This is a genomic window from Nocardiopsis aegyptia, from assembly GCF_013410755.1.
GTDB classification, from domain to species: domain Bacteria; phylum Actinomycetota; class Actinomycetes; order Streptosporangiales; family Streptosporangiaceae; genus Nocardiopsis; species Nocardiopsis aegyptia.
On record NZ_JACCFS010000001.1, the window covers coordinates 4942781 to 4968976 of the forward strand.

Consider the following 26196-nt stretch of genomic DNA (forward strand, 5'->3'; position numbering starts at 1 on the left):
ACACATGATCCAGGCACTGGCTATCACCCAATGGGTCGCGACCACCGTCTCCGGATGGTCTTGGTGGTAGAACAGAACCGGTGAAACCATGACAGTCCGGTCGTCGTTGGTGGGGGGTGAACGGGGGTGCGGGCTCTTCCCGCGGGCGCGCGTGTCTACGTCGGAATCGTCGTGGTCAGTGCGGTCACCATCATGCTCGTCGGGCCCTATGCGGGCATCGATCTGAAGACCCTGGTCTTCGTCGCGGTCCTGTTCGTGGTCGCGGAGTCGATCAGCACGATCGTCGTCGCGGACGTCAAGGCCGGCATCTCGCCGAGTTCGGCGGTGTCACTGGCCGCCGTGGTCCTGGTGGGCCCGGTCGGCGCGGCCGTCGTCGGTTTCGCCTCCTGCCTGACCATCCGCAGGCAGAACCTGGTCAAGCGGTCCTTCAACGGGGCCCAGTTCGCGCTGGCGGCCTTCGCCGCCGGACACGTCTACCTGCTGCTCGGCGGCACCGTGGGGGAACCGGCCCGGGAGGACTTCCCGGCGGTCGTGTTCCCCTACGTCGCCGCCGTGCTCACGCACACACTCGTCAACTCCGTGCTCATCGGTCTGCTCATGTGGACCCTGGGCGCGGTCCGGGAGCGCCGCGGCGGACGGTTCCGCTGGCGCCCGCTGATGGCCGTCGAGCTGTCGTCCATCGGCTACCAGATGCTCGGGTTGGCCATCGCGGCGGTCTGGGGCGGGGTCGGCCTCATCGCGCCGCTGCTGGTCCTGCTGCCGCTGTTCATCGCCCGCTGGACCTTCGCGCAGCAGTCCGGCGAGGCCCGCGCGCACGAGGCGACGCTCGCCACGCTCTGCCAGGCGGTGGAGACCAAGGACTACTACACCCGCGGCCACAGCATGCGCGTGGGCGAGGGCGCCGCCATGATCGCCCGCGAACTGGGTATGCCCGCCGAGCGGGTGCAGAAGATCCGCTACGCGGGGATGCTGCACGACATCGGCAAGCTCGGGGTGCCCACCAAGGTGTTGCAGAAGACCGGAAAGCTCACGGACGACGAGTACGCGGCGATCAAGCTGCACCCCACGCGCGGGTACGAGATCGTCCGAGAGATCAGCTTCCTGGACGAGGCCCTGGCCGGGATCCGCCACCACCACGAACGGCTGGACGGGCGGGGCTACCCCATGGGGCTGGTGGGGATGGAGATCCCAGAGTCGGCGCGCGTCATCAGCGTCGCCGACGTCTTCGACTGCCTCACCTCCACCCGCTCCTACCGTCAGGCGTGGTCGGTGGAGGACGCCATCGCCGAACTCCGGCGGTGCGCCGGGACCCAGTTCGACCCGCGGATGGTCGAGGCCCTGGTCCGTGCCGTGGAGCGGGACGGCTGGCAGACCCCGGACATCGCGGAGCCGCCCGGCGGGACCTACGGCCGCACCGACCGCCCCGATACCGAGGGACCGGAGGCCCCCGTGCCCGACACCGGCGAGCAGGACGGCAAGACCGCCCAGGCCGCCTCGTCCGACGCGGCCGCCGACACCGGCTCCGCGCCGGCCGAGGCAGTGACGGGCGGGCGTGACCGGTGATGACGCAGCGGCAGTCCGAAGGACCCGCGCCGACCGGATCCGAGACGGATCCGACGGCGGTCGGCCCACCCGGCCGGCGTCGCGCGGGTGTGCCCTGGACCGATCGGCCCGTGCGCGCCGTCCTGGTCGGCTCGGTCGGGGCCGGCGCCCTGGCCGCCGTGGGCTGGACGGCCGTCACCGGATTCACCGGGCCGTACACGGCACTGGCCTTCTGCCTGGTGATCGCGGTCGGCGAGCTCGCCCGCATCACCCTGCCGGGCCACCGCGAACTCGCGCCCATCGCCTCGGCCGGGGCGATCAGCTACTCGCTGCTGCTGAGCCTGGGCGACCAGCCCGTCCTGTACCCGGCCTGGCAGGTCGTGGCCGTGGTCGCCCTGGGCGTGGCCCTGGGCGAACTGCCGCACGTGGCCGTGGGGCGCGGCCCGCAGGTGGAGGGCGTCGCCCGGCGGGTCCTCGTCGCGATGCTGCTCGCGGTCACCTTCCGGCCCCTGGTCGAGGGGCTGTCCCTGGTCGGGCCGTCGGCGACCGCCACGCTCCTGATGGCGGCCCTGGTCGTGCTCGCGTGGCTGGCGGACACCATGGTGGCCGCGGTCCTGCGGGCCGAACGGCTGCGCACCCGCGTGCTGGTGGCCGTGGGGGACGAGATCCGCGCCCAGTCCGCGGCGGGCGCCGCCATCGGCTCCAGCGGCGTGCTCATCGCCCTGGCCTGCACGGTGACCGGGCTCGTGGGGCTGCTGGTGTTCACCGCGCCCCTCCTGGTGTCGCAGGTGGCCTTCCGCAGGCACGCCGAGGTACGGCGCACCTACCTGGAGACCGTGCGCGCGCTCAGCCGGGTCACCGAGGTCGGCGGCTACGTCGAGAACGGGCACTCGCGCCGCGTCGGCCACCTGGCCCGCGCCGTGGGGTGCGAACTCGGCCTGGTGGAGGCGCAGCTGCTGGAGCTGGAGTACGCGGCACTGATGCACGACATCGGGCAGCTGTCGCTGCGCGAGCCCATCGCGGGCGGGGCGACCGTACTCGCCTCCCCCCGGGAACAGCGGCGCATCGCCGAGCTGGGATCGGCGATCATCCGCGAGACCGGGGTGCTGGACAACGTCGCCGAACTCGTCCGGCGCCAGTGCGAGCCGCTGGACGGCGACGGGGACGAGGGCGTGCCGCCGCTGGGAAGCCGGATCATCAAGGTCGCCAACGCGTTCGACGACCTCGTCGGCGGCAACAGCGACGAGGAACGCCGCGCCGCCGTCCTGGAGCGCCTGCGGATGGACACCGACAGCGAGTACGACCCGCGCGTGGTGGACGCGCTGGCCGTGGTGCTCGGGCGCCTTTGAGACGCGTCCTTCGCGCCTTCCGGTGTGTCCGCTCGTTCCTCACGGACACACCTCCAGCCACTCCAGGACGCGTCGGCGCCCTCGTCGTGCTTTCTTTGGGCCTCCGCTCGTTCCTCGCTTTGGCCCGGATAGACCCCTTGGGGTTACGGCGAGCTGAACCGCTCACGTTTCACCCCCTTGGGCTCACGCGGGACCACAACTGCACGTTCGACCCCTTGGGGTCCGCGTAGGCCGACCGGCCTACGTCTCACCCTCTGGGCCGTGGACCTGCATGTGCGTGTCCGACCACTGGAGTGGCGGAGGATGACGAGTGCCACCGGGGCTCGGGAGGACCCTTGGACTACAGGGCGGGGGTGGACCAATGAGGGGTGGGGTGCCCCCGGGCGTGGTCCCGGGGGCGGGGGTCAGTCTGTCGGGGGGCGGAGGCGGGTGACGAACTTGTAGCGGTCGCCGCGGTAGAGCGAGCGGACCCACTCGACGGGGTGGCCGTCGCCGTCGAAGCTGTGCTGGCAGTGCAGGACCAGGGGCAGTCCCACGTCCACGCCCAGCAGACGGGCCTCGTTGGGGGTCGCCAGGACCGTCTCGATCGAGGCCTCCGCCTCGGCCAGGGAGACGTCGTAGGCGCTCGCCAGTGCCTCGTAGAGCGAGGCGTAGCGGTCGAGCTGACGTCGGAGTCCGGGGAAGCGCCGCGCGGCGAGGTGGGCCGTCTCCACGGCCATCGGCTCACCGTTGGCCAGGCGCAGCCGCTCGATCCGCAGCACGCGCCCGCCGGACCGGATGGCGAGGAGTTCGGCGAGCTGGTCGTCGGCGTTGATGTAGCTCACGTCCAGGATGCGGGTGGCCGGGTGCAGCCCGTGCGCCCGCATCTCCTGCGTGTAGCTCGTCAGCTGGAGGACCTGTGCGACCTTCGGCTTGGCCACGAACGTGCCCTTGCCCTGGATCCGCAACAGGCGGCCCTCGACCACCATCTCGGTCAGTGCCTGCCGCACGGTGGTGCGCGAGGTGCCGAACTGGGCGGCCAGCGTCCGCTCCGGGGGCACGGGGTTGCCCGCCGGCATGGCCTCGATCAGCTCCAGCAACTGCTTCTTCACCTGGTAGTACTTCGGCACCCTGGGGTTGCCGTCCAGTGTGCGCTGACCTGTCATCAGTCTCCTCCACCGCGATCCGAGCTCTGCCACACGCCCGTCCGGAGGTGGTCGTGGCGGCGGGGGCGGGCCGCCGATTGGTGTGGACCACTGGTCGAGTCGTATCTCTTGAGTATGCACGCCTTCATGGGATGATTTGTGAGTGCCTCACCTCAGTGATCTCATCCGACGCCACACGTCACTCAAGCAAGCCGACCTGGAGTGGATCCACGCCCTGGTCTCCGATTGGCAGCTCCTGGCGGACCTCTCCTTCGCCGACCTCGTGCTGTGGGTGCGTCTGCGCGGCGACGACGGCTGGGTGGCGATCGCCCAGATGCGTCCGACGACCGGACCGACGGCCTTCCAGGACGACCTGGTCGAAACCGTGCTGCTCGACGACATGACCGATCTCACGTCGCGGACGGCGCCCCGCGTGGTCGGCCGTCGGGCGCTGATCGACCGTGCCTGGAACGAGGGGCGCATCTGCCGGGACGGGGATCCCGACTGGTCCGGGGGAGTCCCGGTCAGGGAGGAGACGGTCCCGGTCCGCAGGCAGGGCAACCTCATCGGCGTCATCCAGCGCAGCACCAACCTGAGTTCGGCACGCACGCCCAGCCGCCTGGAACTCACCTACCTGCAGAGTGCCGGGGACCTGGCACAGATGATCGCCGAGGGCGTCTTCCCCTTCGTGGACCAGGGTCCGCTCATGGTGCGCTCGCCCCGTGTCGGCGACGGCCTGCTGCGCCTGGACCAGAACGGCGAGGTGGTCTACGCCAGCCCCAACGCCCTGTCCGCCTACCGGCGCCTGGGACTGGCGGCCGACCTGGTGGGGGCGCGGCTGGACCGCACCACGCTGGAACTGGCGGAGTCGACGGAGGCGCGCGACGAGGCGCTCACCTACACGGCCAGCGGCCGGGCGCCGCAGGAGGCGGAGGTGGAGGCGCGCGGGGTCACCGTGCAGATCAGGGCGATCCCGCTGGTGATCGACGGAGTGCGCATCGGCGCCCTGGTGATGGTCCGCGACGTCACCGAGCTGCGGCGGCGCGAGCGCGAGCTGATGACCAAGGACGCCACCATCCGGGAGATCCACCACCGGGTGAAGAACAACCTGCAGACGGTCGCCGCCCTGTTGCGGCTGCAGTCGCGGCGCCTGGACATCCCCGAGGCGCGCGCGGCCCTGGACGAGGCCGTGGGCCGGGTCGGCTCCATCGCGATCGTGCACGAGATGCTCTCGCACACCCCCGACGAGGTCGTGGACTTCGACGACATCGCCGACCGCGTCATACAGATGGCGGCCGAGGTCTCCTCGACCGACGGAGTCGTCGTGCCCCGACGCGTGGGCGGTTTCGGCCTGCTGTCGGCCCTGGTGGCCACCCCGCTGTCGATGGTCCTGGCCGAACTGGTCCAGAACGCCGTCGAGCACGGTTTGGGCCAGGGCCCCGGCCGCATCGAGGTCCGGGTGCAGCGCTACGACGCCGGTCCCGGGTTCCCGGGGACCAGCAGTCTGGAACTGGCGGTCTCCGACGACGGGGGAGGCCTGCCGGCCGACTTCGACCTGGAGGGGACCACGAGCCTGGGCCTGCAGATCGTGCGGACCCTCATCGTGGGCGAACTGGGCGGCACACTGGCCATCAAGCCCAAGGAGACCGGTGGCACGGAGGTCGCCATCACCCTCCCCGTGGAACAGGAGGAGCCGGAACTCCCCTGACCGCCTCCACACTCCATGCGGACCGCAGGGCACGAATACTCGGCGTGACCGCGGGGGTGCGAGCGCTCAGGCGCCCGTCCAGGGGTCCATCGGGGGTCGAGCGGTCACCTGGACGCCTGCGACCGACGCGGGGGTGGCGGTCGGTCGCAGCCCTGGGGGCCACCGGGGGTGGAGGTAGGCCGTTCATCGATGAGGGCCATAGGGGGTGTCGCGAGGGGCGCGCCAGTGTTCTGCAGGCCGAGGGCGTAGCTGAACCGAGCTTGCGAGTGCCGGCACGACCGAGGCCGAAGAACACTGGCCTCCAGCGCCCCGAGCACGGGGCCAAAGCGAGGCACGAGCGGAGGCCCCAGAAAAACTAAGAAAAGACGGGCCGCCGTGCGCTCTCGCGCTTGCGGATGCGACGGCGCTCGTCCTCGCTGGTTCCGCCCCAGACTCCGCCGTCCTGGCCGCTGTCGAGTGCCCAGCGCAGGCACGCGGCGCTGACGGGGCAGCTGTTGCAGACCGCCTTGGCTTCCTCGATCTGGATCAGTGCGGGGCCGAAGTTGCCGATGGGGAAGAAGAGCTCGGGGTCTTCGTCACGGCAGGCTGCGTCATGGCGCCAGTCCATGCGGTCCACTCCTCACGGTGAGGCGATCGGGTTTTGTGAAGCTTTTCACGACCGTGTGCGTAACCTGGTTCTACGCTTGCGGTGCGTATGCCTGTACGAATGTGTCCGCGTATCGTGCGTGGAGCGCCCGGTGGATGGGTTCCACCGGAGCGAGTCGCAGCCAGTGAGGTCCAGCTTTCACCCCATGGCCACATGGGAAGCGCCCCAATTAACTCGCCCGTAACCCGCGGCGATATCTTGAGCGTGACAGGCTTGTTCGGCGCGTGCAAGGCTTCCCGAGGTCAAAGGTCCCAATCGGCGTGTCAGGTGCGTCACACAGCCTCTGACCTCCGCGCATGCCCTCCCCGAAAGGGCGCGAGGATCCAATTAGCACACGATTCGTAATGCCTTCGATATCGAATGGAAGTTGACCTGCTCGCGGTCTCCAAGGTATTCACCGTCGATTTGGAATGCTCTCGGGTGGCTCGACGTGATGGTGATCGTCTGCTGGTCGTGCCAGGTCAGGTAGCCGTCGCCCCGTGCGGGAAGCCCTTTCGGGAAGAACATCTGGGACAGAATCCAGCCCGTCAGGGCGTGCGACGACTGGGTCAGAGCGAAAGCGTCCAGCCCCAGCTCGAAACGTGAGGACGGCGTCGGCTGGAGTGGCAGGGCCCCCGCATACGTCCACGGGGTGGTGTTCGTGACGAGGGCGAAATACACGCCGTCCTGGGTCCTTCCGGGCGTGGCCACGGTGAGTGACGGATCCTGGATATCCCCTTGGAAGAAGAGCTTCACGGCCACTTCCGCGTACAGGGCCGGAGTGGCCCTGCGCCCGTTCGAGCGCTCGTGCTCCACCTGTTGGACGACGTCGGCGTCCCATCCGAACCCCGCGCTGAACGTGAAATAGCGGTCGTCCCGGTCGCTGGTGATCCGCCCCAGGTTGATCTCCCGCTCGCGTCCCTCGCGGACGGCCTCCAGGATCACCCCCGTGGCCTCGACCGGGTCGCCGGGCACGCCCAGGGAGCGGATGAAGACATTGGCGCTGCCGCCGGGGATGACCGCGTACCGCGGCCGTTTGAGCCCGTCCGGGGCCGACAGCAGCCCGTTGACGACCTCGTTGACCGTTCCGTCGCCGCCCAGGCTGAGCACCAGCTCGAAGCCGTTGGCGGCGGCGTCGCGGGCGAGTTCCCCGGCGTGGTCCCGGTAACGGGTCTCGGCGACGGTGACGTCCATTTCGGACGCCAGGGCGCCCAGGATCACCTCACGGGTGCGCGAGGTGGTCGTGGTCGCCTGGGGGTTCACGATGAATAGGGCGCGCACTCGATCAGTGTAGGTCTCCCGGGGGCGGCGCGCGCGGGAGAGCCGCGCGGGCGGGCCGGGGCGGCGCGGGCCGGCGGGGAGGATGCCCTAGTCTCGATGGGTGTCCTCGCGTCCCGTCACCATCGTCATCGCCGCCGCGCTGGAGGCCCTGATCGGGCTCGCCGCCGGAGTCGGCGGCCTCTACAGCTTCGTCACCGCGGTCTCCGGCGACGCCGCCGACGTGACGTCGGCGATTCCGCTGGCCGTCCTGGGCCTGGGGGTCGGCGCGCTGCTCGTCCACGTCGCCCGCGCGCTCTGGCAGATGCGCGACTGGGCCCGTACGCCCGTCTTCGTCACCCAGATCTTCCTCGCGGTGGTGGCGTACTACATGTTCACCAGCGAGCAGTACGTCCTCGGCGCGGTCCTGGCCGTGGTCGCGGTGGCCGCGTCCGCGGCGGTGCTCTCACCGCCGACGACCGCGGCGCTGTTCCCCGACGAGTCGGAGAGGTAGCCCCAGCGGCCGACCCCGCGCCGCCCCGCGTGCGTACCAGCACGCTGGACGGGCATGGTGTCGGCAACGGGGCGCGGACGGCATCCGCGGACCGCTCGCCTGCGCCGCCACACGGGCGCGGGGAGACGGCGGACCAGTGGGGGAAGAGCACGAGCGGGGGAGGACCGGGGCCCACGGCCCCCTCCGGTATCTGAGGAGGGCGGCCGCGGCGACCCCCGCGCACCGGGACCGCTACATCGACTTCCTCAGGGCCGTCGCCATCTCGCTCGTGGTCCTCGGGCACTGGCTGGCCGCCGTGATCGTCGCCGACGACGGCGGCGTGCGCGGCGACAACGCCCTCGCCCACCTGGACTGGGCGCAGTCGCTCACCTGGTTCTTCCAGGTCATGCCGGTGTTCTTTCTCGTCGGCGGATACGCCAACGCCGCCTCCATGGACGCGCACCGGCGCAGGGGCGGTGACGGCCCCGGCTGGTTCCTCGGCCGGACCGACCGGCTGCTGCGCCCCACGACCGCGTTCCTGGCGGTGCTGTGGACGACCGCGCTCGCCGCCCGACTCCTGGGTGTGCCGCCGGAGCCGCTGGGACTGGGCGTGTGGGCGGCCTCCATCCCGCTGTGGTTCCTCGCCGCCTACCTGGGCGTGGTCCTGTGCGCCCCGGCGATGGACCACCTGCACCGCCGCCACGGCCTCACGGTGCCCGCGGTGCTCGTCCTCGCCGTCCTCGCGCTCGACGGGCTGCGGCTGGGCGCGGGCCTCCCGCTCGTGGGCCAGGCGAACCACCTCCTGGTGTGGCTGGCCCTGCACCAGCTGGGCTTCGTGTGGCGTGACCGCTGGACGGAGGCACGGCCGGGCGTACCGGCGGCCCTGGCGGCCGGCGGTGTCGGCGCCCTCGTGCTGCTGACCGCCGTCGGCCCCTACCCCGCGAGCATGGTGGACGTGCCCGGGGCCGACCTGGGCAACACCTCGCCTCCGACGTTCGCCCTGCTCGTCCTCGGCCTGACGCAGGCGGCGCTGGTCGTCGCGGTGGCGGCTCCGGTCCGGCGGGCGCTGCGCCGGCGCGGTCCGTGGACGGCGGTCATCGCGGTGAACGCGGTCGTCCTGACACTGTTCCTCTGGCACATGACGGCGGCGGTGCTCACCGGGGCGCTGGTGTACGGCACGGGCCTGTTCCCGCAACCGCCGGTGGACTCGGCGGCGTGGGTGCTGATGCGGATCCCGTGGCTGCTCGCCGTGCTGCCGGTGCTGCTGGTCCTGGTGGCCGTGTTCGGCGGCGTCGAGGCGCGGACGACGGCTTCCAGCGCGGGTTGGCGGGCGGGCGCCCTGCGCGGTGTTCCGGCGGGCAGGGCCGTGGCGAACCTGCTGGTCCTGGCGGCGTCGCCGATGGTGATCGGCGGCCTGGTGTGGATCGCGCTGGCCGGTCCGGGCCACCACGGGATCGGCACGCTGCCCACCGCGGCCTGCCTCGTGTACGCGGTGGGCGCGAGCACGCTGCGTCTGGCGCGGCGGGCCAGGGCCCGTGACGGCCCGGGCGGCACGGGGCGCGAGGAGTAGGACCGCGACGGCGGGTCGTGGGTCCCGGTCGCGGCCGCGCCGAACGCGCGTCGGCGGCCGGCGCCGCTGACGTGGCCGTGCGGGGTGCCCCGGACCGTGGCGGTCCGGGGCACCGCTCAGTCGTCCGTGGTCAGCGCCTGGCGCAGCTGCGCCAGGGTGCGGGCCAGCAGACGTGAGACGTGCATCTGGGAGATCCCCAGCTCCTGGGCGATCTGTGACTGCGTCATGTTGCCGAAGAAGCGCAGCAACAGGATGCGCTTCTCCCTCGGTGGCAGCTGTTCCAGGAGCGGTTTCAGCGACTCCCGGTACTCCACGCCCTCCAGGGACTCGTCCACGATGCCGAGCGAGTCGGCGACCGCGGGCGCGTCCTCGTCCCCGCTGTCGGGCGCGTCCAGTGAGACCGTCGAGTAGGCGTTGGCGGACTCCAGGCCCTCCAGCACCTCCTCCTCGGTCATCTGCAGGTGGGCGGCCAGCTCCGCCACCGTGGGGGAGCGGCCCTCCCGCTGGGACAGGTCGCTCACCGCCTTGGTGAGCGAGAGCTTGAGCTCCTGGAGGCGGCGGGGCACCCGCACCGCCCAGCCCTTGTCCCGGAAGTGGCGCTTGATCTCCCCGACGATCGTCGGGGTGGCATACGTGGAGAACTCGACGCCGCGTTCCAGGTCGAAGCGGTCGATGGACTTGATCAGCCCGATCGTCGCCACCTGGGTGAGGTCGTCCAGCCACTCGCCGCGGTTGCGGAACCTGCGGGCCAGATACTCCACCAAGGGCAGGTGGAGTTCGACGAGCTCGTCACGGATCCGGCGCCGTTCGGCCGAGTCGGCATCGAGTTCGTTCAGGCGCTCGAACAACTGTCTCGCGCGGGCCCGGTCGGGCACCGCGTGCTCGGTCTTCGCTGTCAGAGCGGGCCCCCTTTCGCTCACGCCGACTCCAGGGTGCCGCGGCGCTTGTACAGGACGATGTAGACGCTGTCGTCCGGACCGACCCCCGCGTCGACGTCTCCCGCGAGTGCGGACAGGACGGTCCAGGCGAAGGTGTCGCGGGCGGGAAGGCGTCCGTCAGCGGTGTGGACCGAGACGGAGATGCGCATCCCCTCAGGGGTGAGTTCAAATTCCGTGGTCAGATCTGTGCCGGGCAGCGCCTGGGCGAGGAGCATCGCGCACGCCTCGTCGACCCCGATCCTCAGGTCCTCGATCTCGTCGAGGGTGAAGTCGAGGCGTGCGGCCAGTCCCGCCGTCGCCGTCCGCAGCACGGACAGATACGCGCTGTCCGCGGGCATGTTGACGGTGACAGCGTCCCGGACGCCGATGGCGTCGGCCGTGGGCACAGCGGTTTCTTCGGTCACGTCCCTCCTTCGGGGGGCGAGGTTGCCGCTTGACTGCAATGTATCTCGTTTCACCCCCGCGCCGACGCAGGGAGACGAGATCGTGTCCACATCATCCCCGACCGGACGAGACGGACGGAGCCCCTCAACCCGTTCCGGCGCCCAGCGCGGCGAGTGCGGCCCCGTCCAGGCGACGGTCCGTCCACTCGTCCAACGAGGAGGAGCCCAGCGAGTCGTAGAACCTGATCGCGGGCTCGTTCCAGTCGAGAACCGCCCACTCCAACCGGGTGTAGCCGCGTTCGACGCACAGCGCCGCGAGCTCCCTGAGCAGCGCCAGGCCGTAGCCGTGGCCGCGCAGGTGCGGGTGGACGAACAGGTCCTCCAAGTGGATGCCGCGCTTGCCGGTCCACGTGGAGAAGGTGTGGAACCACAGCGCGAACCCGGCGTGTTCGACGGAGCCGTCCTCGCCGGTGTGCTCCGCGACGTGGCAGAACGCGGCCGGCTCGGGGCCGAACAGGGCCGCGCGGATGTCGTCCTCGGTGGCGGTGACCGACTCGGGCTCCTTCTCGTACTCCGCCAGGTCCCCGATCATGCGGAAGATGGCGGGGACGTCGTCGGGACGGGCAGGACGGATCATCGGATCACCTCGGTCGCGGGAGCGGTCGACCCCAGGATATGCGCGGTCCCGGCCCGGTTCAGGCGGGCCGGTGGGCGACCATCCGCTCGACCAGCCCGAAGAACAGGCGGTCGTGGTGGCCGACCGCGAAGCCGGCCGCCAGGGCCAGGTCCCGGGGCAGTCCCCGGGGGTGCTCGCGCCGCCGCTCGATCCATCGCAGCGGGCGCCGGGTGTACTCGATGTGGTCGACCATGAGCAGCCGGCCGCCCGGGACCAGCACCCGGTACATCTCGGCGAGGGCGCGGTCCTGGTCGGGGATCGCGCACATCGACAGGGTGCACAGCACGGTGTCGAAGGAGCCGTCGCCGAAGGGCAGGTTCCGGGCGTCGGCCTCCACCAGGGTGACGTGGCGGCTGAGCTCCTCGGCCCGCCGCCGGGCCCTGGCCAGCATCTCCGGGCTCAGGTCGATCCCGGTCAGCTCCACGCCCGGCGGGTAGAACCGCAGGTTGCGCCCGGTGCCGACCGCCACTTCGAGGGTGCGTCCCCGGGCGCCCGAGCAGAGCAGCTCGCGGCTGCTCCGGAGCGCCACGCGCTCGGTCCTGCCCCAGCGGTCGAGCGCCGCCGCCCGCCGGTCCCACAGCCTGCGTGTCTCTTCGGTTCGCGCGTCCATCGTCACTCCCTGAGGCGGGCCCACGGTCCGACTCTGGTACCGCCGGGACACGTGGTCAAGGGGACCGCGCGTGTTGGCCGGAACGCGCCACGACGGAGCCCCCCGAAGCCCCCCGGAGCGAAGCCCGCCCGGACCGACGACCGCCCGGACCGACACGTCGGGCCCCGCGCTCCGGAGGGAGTCGCGGGGCCCCTGCTCGCGTGAGCGGTCCGTGCGTCCTCAGAGGACCTTGGACAGGAACGCCCGGGTGCGCTCGTGCTTCGGGTCGCCCAGCACCTCGGCCGGCGCGCCGGTCTCCACGACCATGCCGTCGTCCATGAACACCAGGGAGTCGCCGACCTCGCGGGCGAAGCCCATCTCGTGGGTGACGACCACCATCGTCATGCCGCCCTCGGCGAGGTCGCGCATGACGTCCAGGACCTCCCCGACCAGCTCGGGGTCCAGGGCGCTGGTGGGCTCGTCGAAGAGCATCAGCGACGGCTCCATGGCCAGCGCGCGGGCGATCGCCACGCGCTGCTGCTGGCCGCCGGAGAGCTGTTCGGGGTAGGCGTCGGCCTTGTCCGGCAGGCCCACCCGTTCGAGCAGCTCCCTGGCCATGGCGGTGGCCTCGGCCCTGGGCTTCCGCTTGACCTGCACGGGCGCCTCGATGACGTTGCCGAGCACGGTCAGGTGCGGGAACAGGTTGAAGCGCTGGAACACCATGCCGATGTCGCTGCGCTGGAGGGCGATCTCGGTGTCGCGCAGCTCGTACAGCCGTCCGCGCTTCTGCCGGTACCCCATCAGCTCGCCGTTGACCCACAGCCGCCCGGAGGTCAGCTTCTCCAGGTGGTTGACGCAGCGCAGGAACGTGGACTTGCCCGACCCGGAGGGGCCGACGATGCACATGACCTCGCCGCGCTTGACCTCCAGGTCGATCCCCTTGAGGACCTCCAGCCGCCCGAAGCTCTTGTGCACGTCCTCGGCGACGACGAGGGCGTCGGCGGGCAGCGCGGTGCCCTCGTCAGTCTCCAGGACCGGATCGTTGGTCTGTGACATCAGTGCGTACCTCCGACGATGCGGTCCCGGACTCCGCGTTCGCTCCGGTTGAACCGGCGTTCGATGAAGTACTGGCCGACCATCAGGACGCTGGTGATCGCCAGGTACCACAGGCAGGCCGCGACCAGCATCGGGAAGATCTGGTAGCTGCGCGTGCCGATCGCCTGGAGCTGGTAGAACAGCTCGATCGTCACCGGGACGTAGGCCAGCAGGGCGGTGTCCTTGAGCATCGCGATGGTCTCGTTGCCCGTCGGCGGGATGACCACGCGCATCGCCTGGGGGAGGGTGATCCGGCTCAGGACCTTGGTCCGGCTCATGCCCAGGGCCTGGGCGGCCTCGGTCTGGCCCTTGTCCACCGACTGCAGGCCGGCGCGGATGATCTCCGCCATGTAGGCGCCCTCGGACAGCGACAGCGCGAGCAGGCCCGCGGTGTAGCCGCTCAGGAGGGTGCGGGCGTCGATCTCGAAGAAGCGGGCGTCGCCCTCCAGGCCGAGCCACGGCATCCAGTAGTTGTCGAAGGGCAGGCCGATGGCGACGGTCGAGTACAGGATGGCCAGGTTGCCGAAGAGCACCGCCAGCACGAGGCGGGGCACACCGCGGAAGAACCAGGTGTACATCCAGGAGACCGTCACCAGGACGGGGTTGCCCGACAGCCGCATGACGGCCAGGAGCACGCCCAGGACGACGCCGATGACCATGGACAGGATGGTCGCGCTGAGGGTGATCCACACGCCGCGCACGACGGGCGGCGCGAACATGTTGTCCCACATGTACGGCCAGTTGAACGCGTCGTTCGTGAACAGCATGTGCACGAACATGGCCGCGAGGACCAGGATGACCCCGGCGGCCACCCACCGCTCGGGGTAGCGGACGGGGACGGCGGTGATGGGATCGGCCGACCGGCCCGGGGACGGGGTGGCCGTTCCCGGGCCGCTCGACGGCTCCTTCGGTGATGACAAGGGGTCAGACCTTCGCTCGTGGTGGTTCCGGCTCGACTACTCCTCGACGGAGGGGTTGACCTCGGCGCCCTCGATCGCGCCGCCGCTGATGCCCCACTCGTCCAGGATCTCCTGGTAGGTGCCGTCCTCGATGATGGAGTCGAACGCCGCGGCCAGGGCCTCGGCCATCTCCGTGTCGTCCTTGTGCGTGACGATGCCGTACGGCGCCGCGTCGTACTGCTCCCCGACGAACTCCAGGACGCCCTCGCCGGTCTGGTCCAGGGCGTAGGCGGCGGTCGGCATGTCGGCGAGGGAGGCGTCGTTCAGCCCGGAGACGATGGTCTCGGTGGCCTGGGGCTGGCTCTGGAACTTCTCGATCGTGATGGGGTCCTCACCCGCCTCGACGCAGGCGTCGCTGCGGGCCTCGGCGTCGGCGTCGTGGGTGGTGTCCGACTGCACGGCCACCCGCAGCCCGCAGGCGTTGTCCGGGTCGACGCCCTCGGGGTTGCCCGCCGGGACGAACCACTGGGTGCCGGAGGAGAAGTAGGAGACCATGTTCACGGCCTCCATGCGCTCCTGCGTGATGGTGAAGGAGGAGGAGCCGAGGTCGTAGGTGCCGGAGTCGACACCGATGATGATGGAGTCGAAGTTGGCCGAGACCCATTCCGACTCCAGGTCCAGCTTGGCCAGGGCGGCGTCGAGCAGGTCGACGTTGAAGCCCAGGACGGTCTCGCCGTCCTCGTCGAGGAACTCGCCGGGCGCGTACGCCGACTCCACGCCGATGCTGACGGTGCCGGCCTCGCGGATGTCGTCGGGCACCATGGCCGCGAGCTCCTCGTCGGCGGAGACCTCGGGGGCCTCGGGGGTCTCGGCGGCGGTGTCGTCCTCCCCGCCGCCGCCACAGGCGGACAGGGTGAGCACGCCGGCGGCCGCCAGGGCCGCGAGGGACGTGCGATGCGACAGTGGCTTGTGCGTGGCCATGGTGAGGGTCTCCTTCTAGCTCACGGCGTGCCCGATGAACAGTCGGCAGACAGGCCGCATGTCGATCATCAGCACCGTTCAGGACATTATGTGTCAAAGCATCTTGTACCGGTGACATCACATCGTCCCGACCCGCGATGCTCCTCGGGTCACCGTTGTGAGAGGATTGCGTAACGGGTCATCCCCGTGAGAGGCGGCCGCGCAGCACTCGCATAAGAGTCAGGCGAAGACTGTCCCCCTCCGGTGACACATCCGGTCATGGCCGACCGGCGCCGGGGAGGGCTCCCCTAGCACCCACACGTCATCGCGCGCGACCCGCTCCATCGTTCAGTCCGCCCCGTCATGGCCGACGCGGGCGTACACGCAGACCGAGGGGTTTGAGTAGTGACCACCGATTCGCGTACTTCGCGTACCCAGAACGCCCACGCCCATCTGGATGAGGATCCCGCCTTCGCCCTGCACCGGGGCGGCAAGCTGCAGGTGACCTCGACCGTCGACGTCAGCGACCACGCGGGCCTGGCCCTGGCCTACACACCGGGCGTCGCCCGCGTGTGCGACGCCATCGCCGAGACCCCCGAGCTCGTCGAGACCCACACGTGGAAGAGCAACCTGGTCGCCGTCGTCACCGACGGCACCGCCGTGCTCGGCCTGGGGGACATCGGCCCCGAGGCCTCGCTCCCGGTCATGGAGGGCAAGTCGCTGCTGTTCAAGCAGTTCGGCGGCGTCGACTCCGTGCCCATCGCGCTGGCCTGCACCGACGTCGACGACATCGTCGAGACCGTCGTCCGGATGGCCCCGTCCTTCGGCGGCATCAACCTGGAGGACATCGCCGCGCCGCGCTGCTTCGAGATCGAGCGCAAGCTGCGCGAGCGCCTGGACATCCCCGTCTTCCACGACGACCAGCACGGCACCGCGATCGTGACGGTCGCCGCCCTGCACAACGCCGCGCGCCTGACCGGGCGCACCCTGGGCGACCTGCGCGCCGTGGTGTCCGGTGCAGGCGCCGCGGGCGTCGCCGTCACCAAGATGCTGCTCGACGGCGGCATCGGCGACATCGCCGTGGCCGACTCCAAGGGCATGATCTACCAGGGCCGCGAGGGCCTCACGCCGGTCAAGCAGGAGCTGGCCGACATCAGCAACAGGGCCGGGGTGCGCGGTTCCATCGAGAGCGCGCTGGTCGGCGCCGACGTGTTCATCGGCCTGTCGGCGGGCGAGGTGCCCGAGACGGTCGTGGCGACCATGGCCGACAACGCGATCATCTTCGCGATGGCCAACCCCAACCCGGAGGTGCACCCCGACGTCGCCCGCAAGTACGCGAGCGTCGTCGCCACCGGGCGCAGCGACTTCCCGAACCAGATCAACAACGTGCTGGCCTTCCCCGGCGTCTTCCGGGGCGCCTTCGACGCGGGGGCCACGGATATCACCGAGAACATGAAGCTGGCCGCCGCCACCGCGCTGGCCGACCTCGTGGGTGAGGACCTGAGCGCCGACTACGTCATCCCGAGCCCCTTCGACGAGCGGGTGGCCCCGGCGGTCGCCGCCGCGATCGCCGAGCAGGCCCGCAAGGACGGCGTCGCCCGCCGCTGACCCGGCACCGACCCCTGTATGAGGCGGGCCCGGCGCGACACGCGCCGGGCCCGCTTTCCGTCCCTCAAGAGCCGAAGGACTGCCCAAACCCGAGGCCTACCGGCAGCTGTCGATCGCGACCGGATCGCGGCTGGTGTTCCTCGCGGGACAGGTCGCCCGTGACGCCGATGGTCGGCCCGTGGGCGCGGGCGACCTCGCCGCCCAGGTCGAACAGTGCTATCTCAATGTGGCCACCGCCCTGGCCGAGGTCGGCGGATCCTTCGATGACGTCGCGAAACGGACCGTCTACGTCGTCGACTGGAGCCCTGAGAAGACGTCGTCTCTGGGGGAGGGGGTGGGCCGGGCGGCCGCCTGCGGGCGCACGGAGAGGCCCGGAGTGCGCGCCCCCGCGACACCTCCGGGCCTGTCCGTGTGTGGACCTACGTGTCCTTCCTGTCCTCGCCGGGCCGCGAGGGGTCGTCGACCGCCTCGCTCCACGGGTCACCGGACCCGCTCGACGGCGGCATCGGCGTGGCCTCCGGGGCCTCGGTGCCCTGGTCCCCGGTACCGGAGTCCGACGACGCGTCGGCCCTCGGCTCGGCCTCGGGCGCGGGTGCCTCGGGCTCGGGCGTCTCGGTGGCGGACGTGGACGGTGCCTCGTCCGGGGCGGCGCCGGAGTCCTCCTTCGCGCCCTCGCGGGGCGGACCCCAGTGGCGCATGTCCTTGCGGATCACCTCGATGGTGTCGTCGAGGATGCGGCGCAGGTCGCGCGCGGCGGCCTCGCCGACGTGGCCCGCCTCGCGGGTCACGTCGCGGACGCGCTCGCTGAAGTCGCGGAGGGCCTGGTCGAACTCCGGGGCGCCCTGGCGCTCGGAGTCGCCCCGGCCCCACACGGCGCCGAACGCCCCGAAGCCCTGGGCGAAGCGCTCCCACTCGCGGGCCCACGGGCTGCCCTCGGGGCCGCAGCGGCTCCGCTCGCCGTCCTTGCCGCGCTCGGACGTGTCCTCGCCCGCCTCACCGGCCTGCTGGGAGGAGCCGGAGGCGTCGGCCGCTGCCTTCTCCTCCTGCGGGCGCTCCTGGCCAGGCTCCCGGTCGGCGGGCTCGGAGTCGGACGCGGGGCGGCGCACGCCGCCGGCGGCGAACTTCAGCTCCTCGCGCAGTGAACTGATCGTGGCGCGCACGTCCTGCTTGACCGCGCGCGCGATGTCGCGCACGGAGTCGGTGATCTCGCGCTCCAGGTCGTCCAGGTCGCCGCTGCGCTCACGCAGTTCGGCGCGCCCCTTGTCGGTGAGGCTGTAGACCTTGCGGCCGCCCTCCTCGGTGTGGGTGACCAGCCCCTCCTCCTCCAGCCGGGCCAGCCGGGGGTAGATGGTGCCTGGGGAGGGCGAGTACACGCCCAGGAAGCGGTCGCGCAGCAGGCTGATGATCTCGTAGCCGTGGCGCGGGCTCTCGTCCAGCATCTTGAGCAGGTACAGCCGGAGTCTGCCGTGGCCGAAGATGGTGCTCATTCAGGCTCCCTCGGGGATCGCCGCGGGCGCCTCGGGTGCGCGGCGCAGCAGCGCGGTACGGGCGGACACGGTGGTGGTCGTGATGGTCGCGGGGTCGACGCCGACACCGATCTTCCCGCTGAGGATGCTGCGTGCGGGCGCGGTGCGCCGGTCCAGGCCGTAGTCGGACTCCAGCTTGCCCTTGACCGAGCGCATCTCCACGGTCGCGGAGGTCTCGGCGGGCACCCGCAGGGCGATCTCGCCGGAGACCGAGTGGAGGCGGACCCGCCCGGACGGGGCGAGGTCGGTGTCGGCCAGGACCTGCCCGGAGGCGGTCTTGGCGTTGAAGTCGGACAGCCGGCCCCCCGCCACGGCGAGCTGGCCGCTGACGCTGTTGAAGCTCAGGCTGCCCCGCGGTCCACGCACGGACGTGTTGCTGGAGGCCGTGGTCACCTCGGTCTCGCCGGACACGTCGTCCAGGGTGATCTCGCCGGACGCGGTCTTGATGCTCGTGCGGGAGCTGAGCCCGGCGGCCACCACGGGCGCGCTGACCGTGGAGACCTCGACGGGGCAGTCCGCCGGGATGCGCAGGTTCACGGTGGCCTTCCGGCCGCCCATGGTCTTGTAGCTGTTGAGCTGGATGGGCCGAAGCCGCTCCAGCAGGCCGTGGCCGGTGAGGTCCTCGTAGTGGATGGTGAGGATGCCCGCCTCCTGGGTGACCAGGACGGGCTCGCCGACGATGTCGGTCACCTCGAAGGTGACCGGGTCGTCGGTGGGGAGGATGTTGACGTGACCGCCGATGATCCGGACGCGCAGCGCGACGATGCCGTCCAGGGTCTGTGTCATCGGCTGGTCGATGGTCCAACGTGCCATCGTGCACCCTTTCGCTCGCTCGATGTCTTCACGATATGTCGCGAGTGTGGGTAACTCAAGATATGTCGCGGCTTTCGGGGGGTGTTTCAGGGACGGATCGGGGTTACCCCGGAGTCGGACGCGACGAACCCCCGGACGCGGTCGTCCGGGGGTCCGTCGTGGTTCTGAGGGTTCTGGGGGCACCTACGCCGGGGACCGCACCCCGGCGAGCAGAGCGGTCCACTCGGCGGTCGGTACCGCGAGGGTCGCGTCGGCGGGATTCTTGGAGTCTCGGACCTCGGCGACCCGCGTCACGTGGCGAGCCTCGACGCAGTCGCTCCCGTTGGGGCTGTAACTACTGGTGCGCCATTCGTGGTTCACGTAAGACCTTCCAACACTTCAAGGGACATGCGGGAGGGGAGGGCAGCCGCCAGGGCGGTCGACACCATGGAGGTCAACCGGGGGTGCATCGACGTTTCCGCCACCACGCTACCGGTCGCGTGGTCGGACGAGATCACCTGTTCGCCGTTCTCAAGTTGGAAGACCATCACGGGAGCGGTGGGCACCAACAGGAGCGACTCGTGGGGGACCAGGTGCAAGGTGACCCGGCCGGTCGAGACCCAGCGCTGAAGCGCGGCCACCTGCTCCGTGCGGATCTCGGGGGGAAGCGAGTCGATCGCGGATACCGGGAACACCGCCGTCACTCGGAGGTCGGGGAGCTGCTCCAACCGCTGACAGCGCAGACGCACCAGCCGCCCGATCTCCGCGTCGGGAGCCCAAGGCCGGGAGGCACGGAACAGCATCGACGCGTACAGGGGCGACTGGAGATACCCGGGAACCAGAGCGAGCGCCACCACGTGAACCGTTCTGGCCGCAGTCTCGATGGAGACCAGGTCACGCGCCCAGGGTGGGACGGTGAACCCGTCCTTCGCCTCGTCGAATCGGGCGAGCAGACGCCCTTCGGTCCGCAGCTCGTGATCAAGCCGCTCCGCGTTCTCTCTCCTAGGGAGCGAACCACCTTGTTCCCACCGGTTCAGGGAGGAGAGGGAGATGTTCGCGGACCTGGCCAGCTGGGTCTGGGTCATTCCGAGAGCCTTCCGGGAGCGGATCAGCTCTGCTGTGAAGACGTTGGGAGGCATGCGGGGAGATTACCGGGAGTGACGACGGGATGTGGCGGGAATCGTGCAGAACGCTGTGGAAGTGGACCGGAAGTGACGAGGGTCGAAGCATGGAACTCGACGACCCTCGCGTCACCTACCTCCGTGACCTCCAGCGGGCGCTGGCCGACCGACAGCTGGGCAGCAAGCTCGCCCAGACCATGCACCGGGGCGACCTCACCCCCACGCTGTGCTGCGACCCCTATCTCGGCCAGGCGGCCGTGCGGGTCGAGAACGACCAGTACACCTTCCTGGGCGTCACGACCGCCCGGGTGCGGGTGCCCGTCACCCGTCCCGGGGAGTGCGTGAACGAACTCATCCGGCAGCGCGCCGGACGCACGATCTCGACGTAGCGCCCACGAGAACCGTTCCCGGCTCGGCCCGGTGGCACGGGGCCTCCCTGACCTGCGGTTCAATGGGATGCTGTTCGTCAATCCAGACAAAACAGTCAGGAGATCCCCCGTGCATCCCCCAGAGCCCGCCTCCTACTCGCAGGAGCCGATCCAGATCGGCGTGCCGGACGACCGGCCCCGGCGCATGCCCGGAGCACTGAGAGTCCTCCGCGTCTTCTTCGGCTTGTGGATCGCCTATGGCATCCTCTGCCTCGGGCTGCTCGCGCTCGCCGCCATCGGTGTGTTTCTCGCGCCGACTCCGGCCGGTGTGGATCCGACCGAAGGGCTGCTCCTCTACGAACACGTGTTCCTGCCGATCACCGGGCTCCTCACGACAGTGGGATACGCCGGCGCGGCGGTTCGGCTCGGCAAGGGAGGCCCGACCGCACGTCGGTGGGCGTACGGTGCGCTCGGGGTCGACGTGGTCACGTCCCTGATGCTCGCCGCCCTCATCACGGTGACGGGAGGAATCGAATTCCTCGTGAGCGCGGTCTTGGGCGTTCTCGTCATGCCGGGGCTCTTCCTCGCGCTGCTGACCACCCGGGCCAGCCGGGAGTGGTTCCGCGCCACCGCCTGACCCACTCCGCGCACGCGGAAGGGGCCCGGATCGCGGATGCGATCCGGGCCCCTTCCGTCAGGTGCCGCCTACTCCTCGTCCTCGTCGTCCAGCCGTGCCAGCCAGGTGGCCAGCCGGTCGACGGGCGTCTCGAACTCGGGGTGCACGTCGGTGAAGGTCCGCAGCTGCTCGGCCAGCCAGCCGAAGCTGACCTCCTCGTCGCCGCGGCGCTTCTCCAGCTCCTCGATTCCGCGATCGGTGTAGTACATCGGCTAGTCCGCCGGCGGGAAGACCGTGTCCACCAGGGCGCGCTGCTCGGCCTCGTGGCGCTTGGCCGAACCGGCCGCGGGCGCGGAACCGGCCGGACGCGAGATCCGGGTGAACGGACGGTCGAGCTGCTCGGAGAAGACCAGCGCGACGAACGGCCACGGGCCCATGTTCGCCGGCTCCTCCTGCACCCACAGGACCTCGCCCGCGTTCGGGAAGGCCTTGAGCTGCTCGCGGATCTCCTCGATCGGCAGCGGGTAGAGCCGCTCCGCCCGGATGATGGCGGTGTGCTTGTCACCGCTGTTGCGGCGCGCCTCGTCCAGGTCGTAGTAGATCTTGCCCGAGCACAGCACCACGCGGCGGACCTTCTCCGGCGCGATCGAGTCGTCCGTGATCAGCGGCTGGAAGTAGCCCGTCGTGAAGTCCTCGGCCGCCGAGGTGGCCGCCTTCAGACGCAGCAGCTTCTTCGGCGTGAACACGATCAGCGGACGCTCCAGCGGCGACTTCGCCTGCCAGCGCAGCAGGTGGAAGTAGCTCGCCGGGGTGGTCGGCATCGCGACGGTCATGTTCTCCTGCGCGCACTGCTGCAGGAACCGCTCGATGCGGGCGGACGAGTGGTCCGGACCCTGGCCCTCGTAGCCGTGCGGCAGCAGGAGGGTCACGCTGGAGCGCTGGCCCCACTTCTGCTCGCCCGCGCTGATGTACTCGTCGATGATGGTCTGCGCGCCGTTGACGAAGTCACCGAACTGCGCCTCCCACATGACCAGCGCCTCGGGGCGGGTCAGCGAGTAGCCGTACTCGAAGCCCAGCGCCGCGTACTCGCTCAGCAGGGAGTCGTGCACGTGGAACCGGGTGGTGCCCGAGTCGAACTGCTTGAGCGGCGTGTGCGTCTCGCCGGTCTCGCGGTCCATGAGCGTGGCGTGCCGCTGGCCGAACGTTCCGCGGCGGCTGTCCTGGCCGATCAGCCGCACGGGGTGGTCGTCGAGCAGCAGCGACCCGAAGGCCAGCAGCTCACCGGTCGCCCAGTCGATGGCGTCGTCCTGGACGGTCTGCGCCCGCCGGGAGATCTGCGGCGCCAGCCGCGGGTGCGGCTTGAAGCCCTCCGGCAGCGACACCTGGGTGTCGATGACCCGCTTGACCGTCTCTGTGCTGATGGCGGTCTCGACCTTGGAGTGGTCCAGACGGCCCTCGGTGAACACCTCCGGCTTGATGACGGAGCCGGCCTCGATCGGCCGCTTCTCGACCTCGCGGGTCTCGGTGAAGGCGCGTTCCAGTTCGCTCTGGTAGTCGCGCAGTGCCGACTCGGCCTCCTCCACCGTGATGTCGCCGCGGCCGATGAGGGCCTCGGTGAACAGCTTGCGGGTGGAGCGCTTGGCGTCGATGACGTCGTACATCAGCGGCTGGGTGAACGCGGGGTTATCGCCCTCGTTGTGACCGCGGCGCCGGTAGCAGACCATGTCGATGACGACGTCCTTGTTGAACGCCTGACGGTAGGCGAAGGCCAGGTGCGCGACCCGGACCACGGCCTCGGGGTCGTCCCCGTTGACGTGGAAGATCGGCGCCTGCACCATCCGCGCGACGTCGGTGGCGTACACGCTGGACCGGCTGTCGGACGGCGAGGTGGTGAAGCCCACCTGGTTGTTGACGATGACGTGCACCGTGCCGCCGGTGCGGTAGCCGCGCAGCTGGGACAGGTTCAGTGTCTCCGCGACCACGCCCTGGCCGGCGAAGGCCGCGTCGCCGTGGATCAGGATCGGCAGGACCGTGAAGCCGTGCGGGCCCTTGTTGAGCAGGTCCTGCTTGGCGCGGACGATGCCCTCGGCGACCGGGTCGACCGTCTCCAGGTGGGACGGGTTGGCGGCCAGCGAGATCTGGATCTGGTCGCCGTCGTGCGACTCGAACGTGCCCTCGGTGCCCAGGTGGTACTTGACGTCACCGGAGCCGTGCGCGCTGCGGGGGTCGAGGTTGCCCTCGAACTCACCGAAGATCTGCCCGTAGGACTTGCCGCAGATGTTGGCCAGCACGTTGAGCCGGCCGCGGTGGGCCATACCGATGACGGCCTCGTCCAGCCCGGACTTGGCGGCCCGGGAGATCACACCGTCCAGCAGCGGGATCAGGGACTCGCCGCCCTCCAGCGAGAAGCGCTTCTGACCCACGTACTTGGTCTGCAGGAAGGTCTCGAAGGCCTCGGCGCTGTTGAGCCGGTGCAGGATGTGCAGCTGCTCGTCGCGGTCGAGCTTCTCGTGCTCGCGCTCGACGTGCGCCTGGATCCACTCCCGCTCCTCCGGGCTCTGGATGTGCATGTACTCGATACCCACCGTGCGGCAGTAGGTGTCGCGCAGCACGCCCAGGATGTCCCGGAGCTTCATGACCTGCTTGCCGCCGAAGCCGCCGGTCGGGAAGGAGCGGTCCAGGTCCCACAGGGTGAGACCGTGCTCCAGCACGTCCAGGTCGGGGTGGCGGCGCTGCTCGTGGTCGAGCGGGTTGGTGTCGGCCATCAGGTGGCCGCGCACGCGGTAGGCGTGGATCAGCTCCTGGACCCGGGTGGTCTTGTCGAGCTGGGTCGCGGTGTTGACGCGGATGTCCTGGACCCAGCGCACCGGCTCGTAGGGGATGCGCAGCGAACGGAAGATCTCGTCGTAGAAACCGTCGTCGCCGAGCAGTAGCTGGTGGATCCGCTTGAGGAACTCACCGGACTGCGCGCCCTGGATGATGCGGTGGTCGTAGGTGGACGTCAGCGTCATGACCTTGCTGATGCCCAGGTCGGCCAGGGTGTCCTGGCTGGCGCCCTGGAACTCGGCCGGGTACTCCATGGCACCCACGCCCAGGATGGTGCCCTGTCCGGGCATCAGGCGCGGCACGGAGTGCACGGTGCCGATGCCGCCCGGGTTGGTCAGGCTGATCGTGGTGCCCTGGAAGTCCGGCACGCCCAGCTTGTTGTTGCGGGCCTTGCGGACCAGGTCCTCGTAGCCGCTCCAGAACTCCGTGAAGTCCATCTGGTCGGAGCCCTTGATGGAGGGCACGACCAGCTGACGGGAGCCGTCGGGCTTCTGGAGGTCGATCGCCAGGCCGAAGTTCACGTGTTCGGGCTTGGCGACACCGGGCTTGCCGTCGACCTCCACGTAGGAGTGGTTCATCTCGGGCATGGACTTCAGGGCCTTGACCATGGCAAAGCCGATGAGGTGGGTGAAGGAGACCTTCCCACCGCGCCCGCGCCGGAGATGGTTGTTGATGACGATGCGGTTGTCGAACAGCAGCTTCACCGGCACCGCGCGCACGCTCGTCGCGGTCGGCAGGGTCAGGCTCGACTCCATGTTGGTCGCGGTCCGCGCGGGTGCTCCGCGCAGGCGCTCCTGCTTGACCTCGAGAGACTCGTCCTTCTTGGGTGCCGGGGCCGCGGCGGACTTCTTCTGTGCCGGTGCGGCAGGGGCCTTGGGGGACTTCTCGGCCTGCGCCTTCGCAGGGCCCCCACCCCTTCCGTTGGCCGTTTCCGCGGGCTTGTAGTCCGCGAAGAAGTTCCACCAAGCCTTGTCAACCGAATTCGGGTCGGTGAGGTACTTCTGGTAAAGGTCCTCGACCAACCACTCGTTCGGGCCGAAATCTGTCAGGGGTTGAGACGCCTCAGACGACACGGCGGAGATCGCCCACTTCCGCAGCTCGCTTGTGAATGTGTAGGAAGACGGGTGGCTGCTGGCAAGGCGGGCTCAAGAAGAATCGGGAGCGTCCCCACGCCAGTGGAGAGCATCTGACCTGGCCAGCACTCGTCGGGTACAAGGCTACTTGTACCGGCCTCCTGCGGGGGAACACGAGGGTTGTTGAAACTAGGAGATAGCTAACAATCTTTCACAGACTCGTTGCCCCTGCGTGTGGATCCCCTTGCCCAGAGTATCCATAGTGTCGCATTTGTGCTGATTCTGGAGGGTTCTGGCGTGTGAAAGAGATGGCCGCCCCTGGCCACGCGGAGTGTGGCGCGGAACACGTGGAACCGGTCGGGGCGGAGTGGCGTCGGAACGTGTGTGCGAGGCCGGGCAGGACGGCCGGGTCCCCTCCGCCGGTTCCAGCGGGGAAGGAGGGTGCCCGGGCCCGGCCTCCGGCCCACACCCCTTTCCCTTCCGCGCGGGCCCGGCCGGTGCGGAATCGCCGGTCCCGGCGCTCGCGGGCGGGCGTATCTGTGTCCTCTCCCGGGTTTTGCCACACATGAGGCCCTCCCGTGTCTACGATCGCGATACGAACTCTGGACACACGGGGAGTGACATCGCCTTGAGGGGGCTAGGGGAACTCGAAGCGGCCATCATGGACGCGCTGTGGCGGTCCGAGACACCGCTGCCGGTCCGACGCGTGCGCGAGACCATGGTCTACGACCGCGAGATCGCCTACACGACCGTCATGACCGTCGCCAACATCCTCTTCCACAAGGGTCTGGTGGACCGCAGGAAGTCCGGCCGCGCCTGGGTGTACTGGGCGAAGGAGAGCCACGCCGAGTACACCGCCCGGATGATGGACGAGGTGCTCAACGCCGGTCCCGATCCCGGCGCGACGCTGCGCAGCTTCGTGGAGCGCTTCAGCGACGAGGACGTGGCCCGCTTCCACCGCGTGCTGGACCAGGCGCGGGTCGGGCGGGGGATCGCCGGCTGACACCCGCCGGCACGGGAGCGCCGATCGGCGCTCGCGGGCACGCGACCGTCCGCCT

Annotated in this window: 25 protein-coding genes and 1 pseudogene; 10 read left to right on the forward strand and 16 right to left on the reverse strand. The window is 70.2% G+C overall.

The window, feature by feature from the left end:
- Positions 1-192 precede the first annotated feature (192 nt).
- The gene (locus tag HNR10_RS22070) at positions 193-1563 is read left to right on the forward strand and encodes an HD-GYP domain-containing protein (protein ID WP_179829892.1); all 1371 of its coding nucleotides are present in this window, start codon (positions 193-195) and stop codon (positions 1561-1563) included.
- Complete coding sequence (locus HNR10_RS22075; RefSeq protein ID WP_179826503.1) at positions 1563-2891, forward strand: HD-GYP domain-containing protein; 1329 nt, start codon at positions 1563-1565, stop codon at positions 2889-2891. The genes HNR10_RS22070 and HNR10_RS22075 overlap by 1 nt, the downstream gene beginning before the upstream one ends.
- A gap of 404 nt (positions 2892-3295) precedes the next feature.
- Here HNR10_RS22075 and HNR10_RS22080 read toward each other — a convergent pair whose 3' ends face one another.
- Complete coding sequence (locus tag HNR10_RS22080; RefSeq protein ID WP_179826505.1) at positions 3296-4036, reverse strand: GntR family transcriptional regulator; 741 nt, start codon at positions 4034-4036, stop codon at positions 3296-3298.
- Positions 4037-4178: 142 nt separating this feature from the next.
- Here HNR10_RS22080 and HNR10_RS22085 point away from each other — a divergent pair, with 142 nt between their 5' ends.
- The gene (locus HNR10_RS22085; protein WP_179826507.1) at positions 4179-5723 is read left to right on the forward strand and encodes a sensor histidine kinase; all 1545 of its coding nucleotides are present in this window, start codon (positions 4179-4181) and stop codon (positions 5721-5723) included.
- Between the two features lie 355 nt (positions 5724-6078).
- Here HNR10_RS22085 and HNR10_RS22090 read toward each other — a convergent pair whose 3' ends face one another.
- On the reverse strand, positions 6079-6330 hold the full coding sequence (locus tag HNR10_RS22090; RefSeq protein ID WP_179826509.1) for a WhiB family transcriptional regulator: 252 nt from the start codon (positions 6328-6330) through the stop codon (positions 6079-6081).
- A 366-nt stretch (positions 6331-6696) separates the two neighbouring features.
- Positions 6697-7629 (reverse strand): diacylglycerol/lipid kinase family protein, encoded by a 933-nt coding sequence (locus HNR10_RS22095; RefSeq protein ID WP_179826511.1) that lies wholly within the window; start codon positions 7627-7629, stop codon positions 6697-6699.
- Between the two features lie 100 nt (positions 7630-7729).
- On the opposite strand from HNR10_RS22095, the gene HNR10_RS22100 reads away from it, so the two are divergent.
- Together HNR10_RS22100 and HNR10_RS22105 are read left to right on the forward strand one after the other, a co-directional pair.
- A complete protein-coding gene (locus tag HNR10_RS22100) occupies positions 7730-8119 on the forward strand; it encodes a hypothetical protein (RefSeq protein WP_179826513.1) in 390 nt (129 codons plus the stop codon).
- A gap of 136 nt (positions 8120-8255) precedes the next feature.
- Positions 8256-9668, forward strand: coding sequence for an acyltransferase family protein (locus HNR10_RS22105; RefSeq protein ID WP_179826515.1), 1413 nt, complete (start codon positions 8256-8258; stop codon positions 9666-9668).
- Between the two features lie 116 nt (positions 9669-9784).
- On the opposite strand, the gene HNR10_RS22110 is transcribed toward HNR10_RS22105, so the two are convergent.
- From HNR10_RS22110 to HNR10_RS22140, 7 genes are all read right to left on the reverse strand, one after another.
- Positions 9785-10543 carry an RNA polymerase sigma factor SigF gene (locus HNR10_RS22110; RefSeq protein WP_082376087.1) on the reverse strand — a complete coding sequence of 253 codons (759 nt, stop codon included), beginning with the start codon at positions 10541-10543 and terminating at the stop codon, positions 9785-9787.
- Positions 10544-10584: 41 nt separating this feature from the next.
- Positions 10585-11010 (reverse strand): ATP-binding protein, encoded by a 426-nt coding sequence (locus HNR10_RS22115; protein ID WP_179826517.1) that lies wholly within the window; start codon positions 11008-11010, stop codon positions 10585-10587.
- A 124-nt stretch (positions 11011-11134) separates the two neighbouring features.
- Positions 11135-11626, reverse strand: coding sequence for a GNAT family N-acetyltransferase (locus HNR10_RS22120; protein ID WP_179826519.1), 492 nt, complete (start codon positions 11624-11626; stop codon positions 11135-11137).
- Between the two features lie 58 nt (positions 11627-11684).
- Positions 11685-12275, reverse strand: a complete 591-nt coding sequence (locus tag HNR10_RS22125; RefSeq protein ID WP_179826521.1) for a class I SAM-dependent methyltransferase — start codon at positions 12273-12275, stop codon at positions 11685-11687.
- Positions 12276-12494: 219 nt separating this feature from the next.
- On the reverse strand, positions 12495-13310 hold the full coding sequence (locus HNR10_RS22130) for an amino acid ABC transporter ATP-binding protein (RefSeq protein ID WP_246406361.1): 816 nt from the start codon (positions 13308-13310) through the stop codon (positions 12495-12497).
- Positions 13310-14269: an amino acid ABC transporter permease gene (locus HNR10_RS22135; protein WP_179826523.1), complete on the reverse strand. Its 960-nt coding sequence runs from the start codon at positions 14267-14269 to the stop codon at positions 13310-13312. The genes HNR10_RS22130 and HNR10_RS22135 overlap by 1 nt, the downstream gene beginning before the upstream one ends.
- A gap of 36 nt (positions 14270-14305) precedes the next feature.
- Entirely contained in the window at positions 14306-15229 is a 924-nt protein-coding gene (locus HNR10_RS22140) for an ABC transporter substrate-binding protein (protein WP_179826525.1), read from the reverse strand.
- 384 nt (positions 15230-15613) lie between these two features.
- On the opposite strand from HNR10_RS22140, the gene HNR10_RS22145 reads away from it, so the two are divergent.
- Both HNR10_RS22145 and HNR10_RS31800 read left to right on the forward strand, forming a co-directional pair.
- Positions 15614-16816, forward strand: coding sequence for an NAD(P)-dependent malic enzyme (locus tag HNR10_RS22145; protein WP_179826527.1), 1203 nt, complete (start codon positions 15614-15616; stop codon positions 16814-16816).
- Positions 16817-16922: 106 nt separating this feature from the next.
- Positions 16923-17111 (forward strand): annotated as a pseudogene (locus HNR10_RS31800) (RidA family protein); the annotation flags it as partial.
- A gap of 124 nt (positions 17112-17235) precedes the next feature.
- On the opposite strand, the gene HNR10_RS22155 reads toward HNR10_RS31800, so the two are convergent.
- From HNR10_RS22155 to HNR10_RS22170, 4 genes are all read right to left on the reverse strand, one after another.
- Positions 17236-18303: a PadR family transcriptional regulator gene (locus HNR10_RS22155; RefSeq protein WP_179826529.1), complete on the reverse strand. Its 1068-nt coding sequence runs from the start codon at positions 18301-18303 to the stop codon at positions 17236-17238.
- On the reverse strand, positions 18304-19155 hold the full coding sequence (locus HNR10_RS22160; RefSeq protein WP_179826531.1) for a DUF4097 family beta strand repeat-containing protein: 852 nt from the start codon (positions 19153-19155) through the stop codon (positions 18304-18306). It abuts the gene before it with no gap.
- A gap of 183 nt (positions 19156-19338) precedes the next feature.
- On the reverse strand, positions 19339-19515 hold the full coding sequence (locus HNR10_RS22165) for a DUF397 domain-containing protein (RefSeq protein WP_179826533.1): 177 nt from the start codon (positions 19513-19515) through the stop codon (positions 19339-19341).
- Positions 19512-20273 (reverse strand): helix-turn-helix domain-containing protein, encoded by a 762-nt coding sequence (locus HNR10_RS22170; protein WP_179826535.1) that lies wholly within the window; start codon positions 20271-20273, stop codon positions 19512-19514. Before HNR10_RS22170 ends, HNR10_RS22165 begins: the two co-directional genes overlap by 4 nt.
- A gap of 89 nt (positions 20274-20362) precedes the next feature.
- On the opposite strand from HNR10_RS22170, the gene HNR10_RS22175 reads away from it, so the two are divergent.
- Entirely contained in the window at positions 20363-20644 is a 282-nt protein-coding gene (locus HNR10_RS22175) for a hypothetical protein (RefSeq protein WP_179826537.1), read from the forward strand.
- Positions 20645-20711: 67 nt separating this feature from the next.
- The gene (locus tag HNR10_RS22180) at positions 20712-21260 is read left to right on the forward strand and encodes a hypothetical protein (RefSeq protein WP_179826539.1); all 549 of its coding nucleotides are present in this window, start codon (positions 20712-20714) and stop codon (positions 21258-21260) included.
- 68 nt (positions 21261-21328) lie between these two features.
- Here HNR10_RS22180 and HNR10_RS22185 read toward each other — a convergent pair whose 3' ends face one another.
- Both HNR10_RS22185 and HNR10_RS22190 read right to left on the reverse strand, forming a co-directional pair.
- On the reverse strand, positions 21329-21508 hold the full coding sequence (locus HNR10_RS22185; RefSeq protein ID WP_053615510.1) for a DUF6104 family protein: 180 nt from the start codon (positions 21506-21508) through the stop codon (positions 21329-21331).
- A gap of 3 nt (positions 21509-21511) precedes the next feature.
- Complete coding sequence (locus HNR10_RS22190; RefSeq protein ID WP_179826540.1) at positions 21512-25138, reverse strand: multifunctional oxoglutarate decarboxylase/oxoglutarate dehydrogenase thiamine pyrophosphate-binding subunit/dihydrolipoyllysine-residue succinyltransferase subunit; 3627 nt, start codon at positions 25136-25138, stop codon at positions 21512-21514.
- A 628-nt stretch (positions 25139-25766) separates the two neighbouring features.
- Here HNR10_RS22190 and HNR10_RS22195 point away from each other — a divergent pair.
- Entirely contained in the window at positions 25767-26141 is a 375-nt protein-coding gene (locus tag HNR10_RS22195; RefSeq protein ID WP_179826542.1) for a BlaI/MecI/CopY family transcriptional regulator, read from the forward strand.
- Positions 26142-26196: the final 55 nt, after the last annotated feature.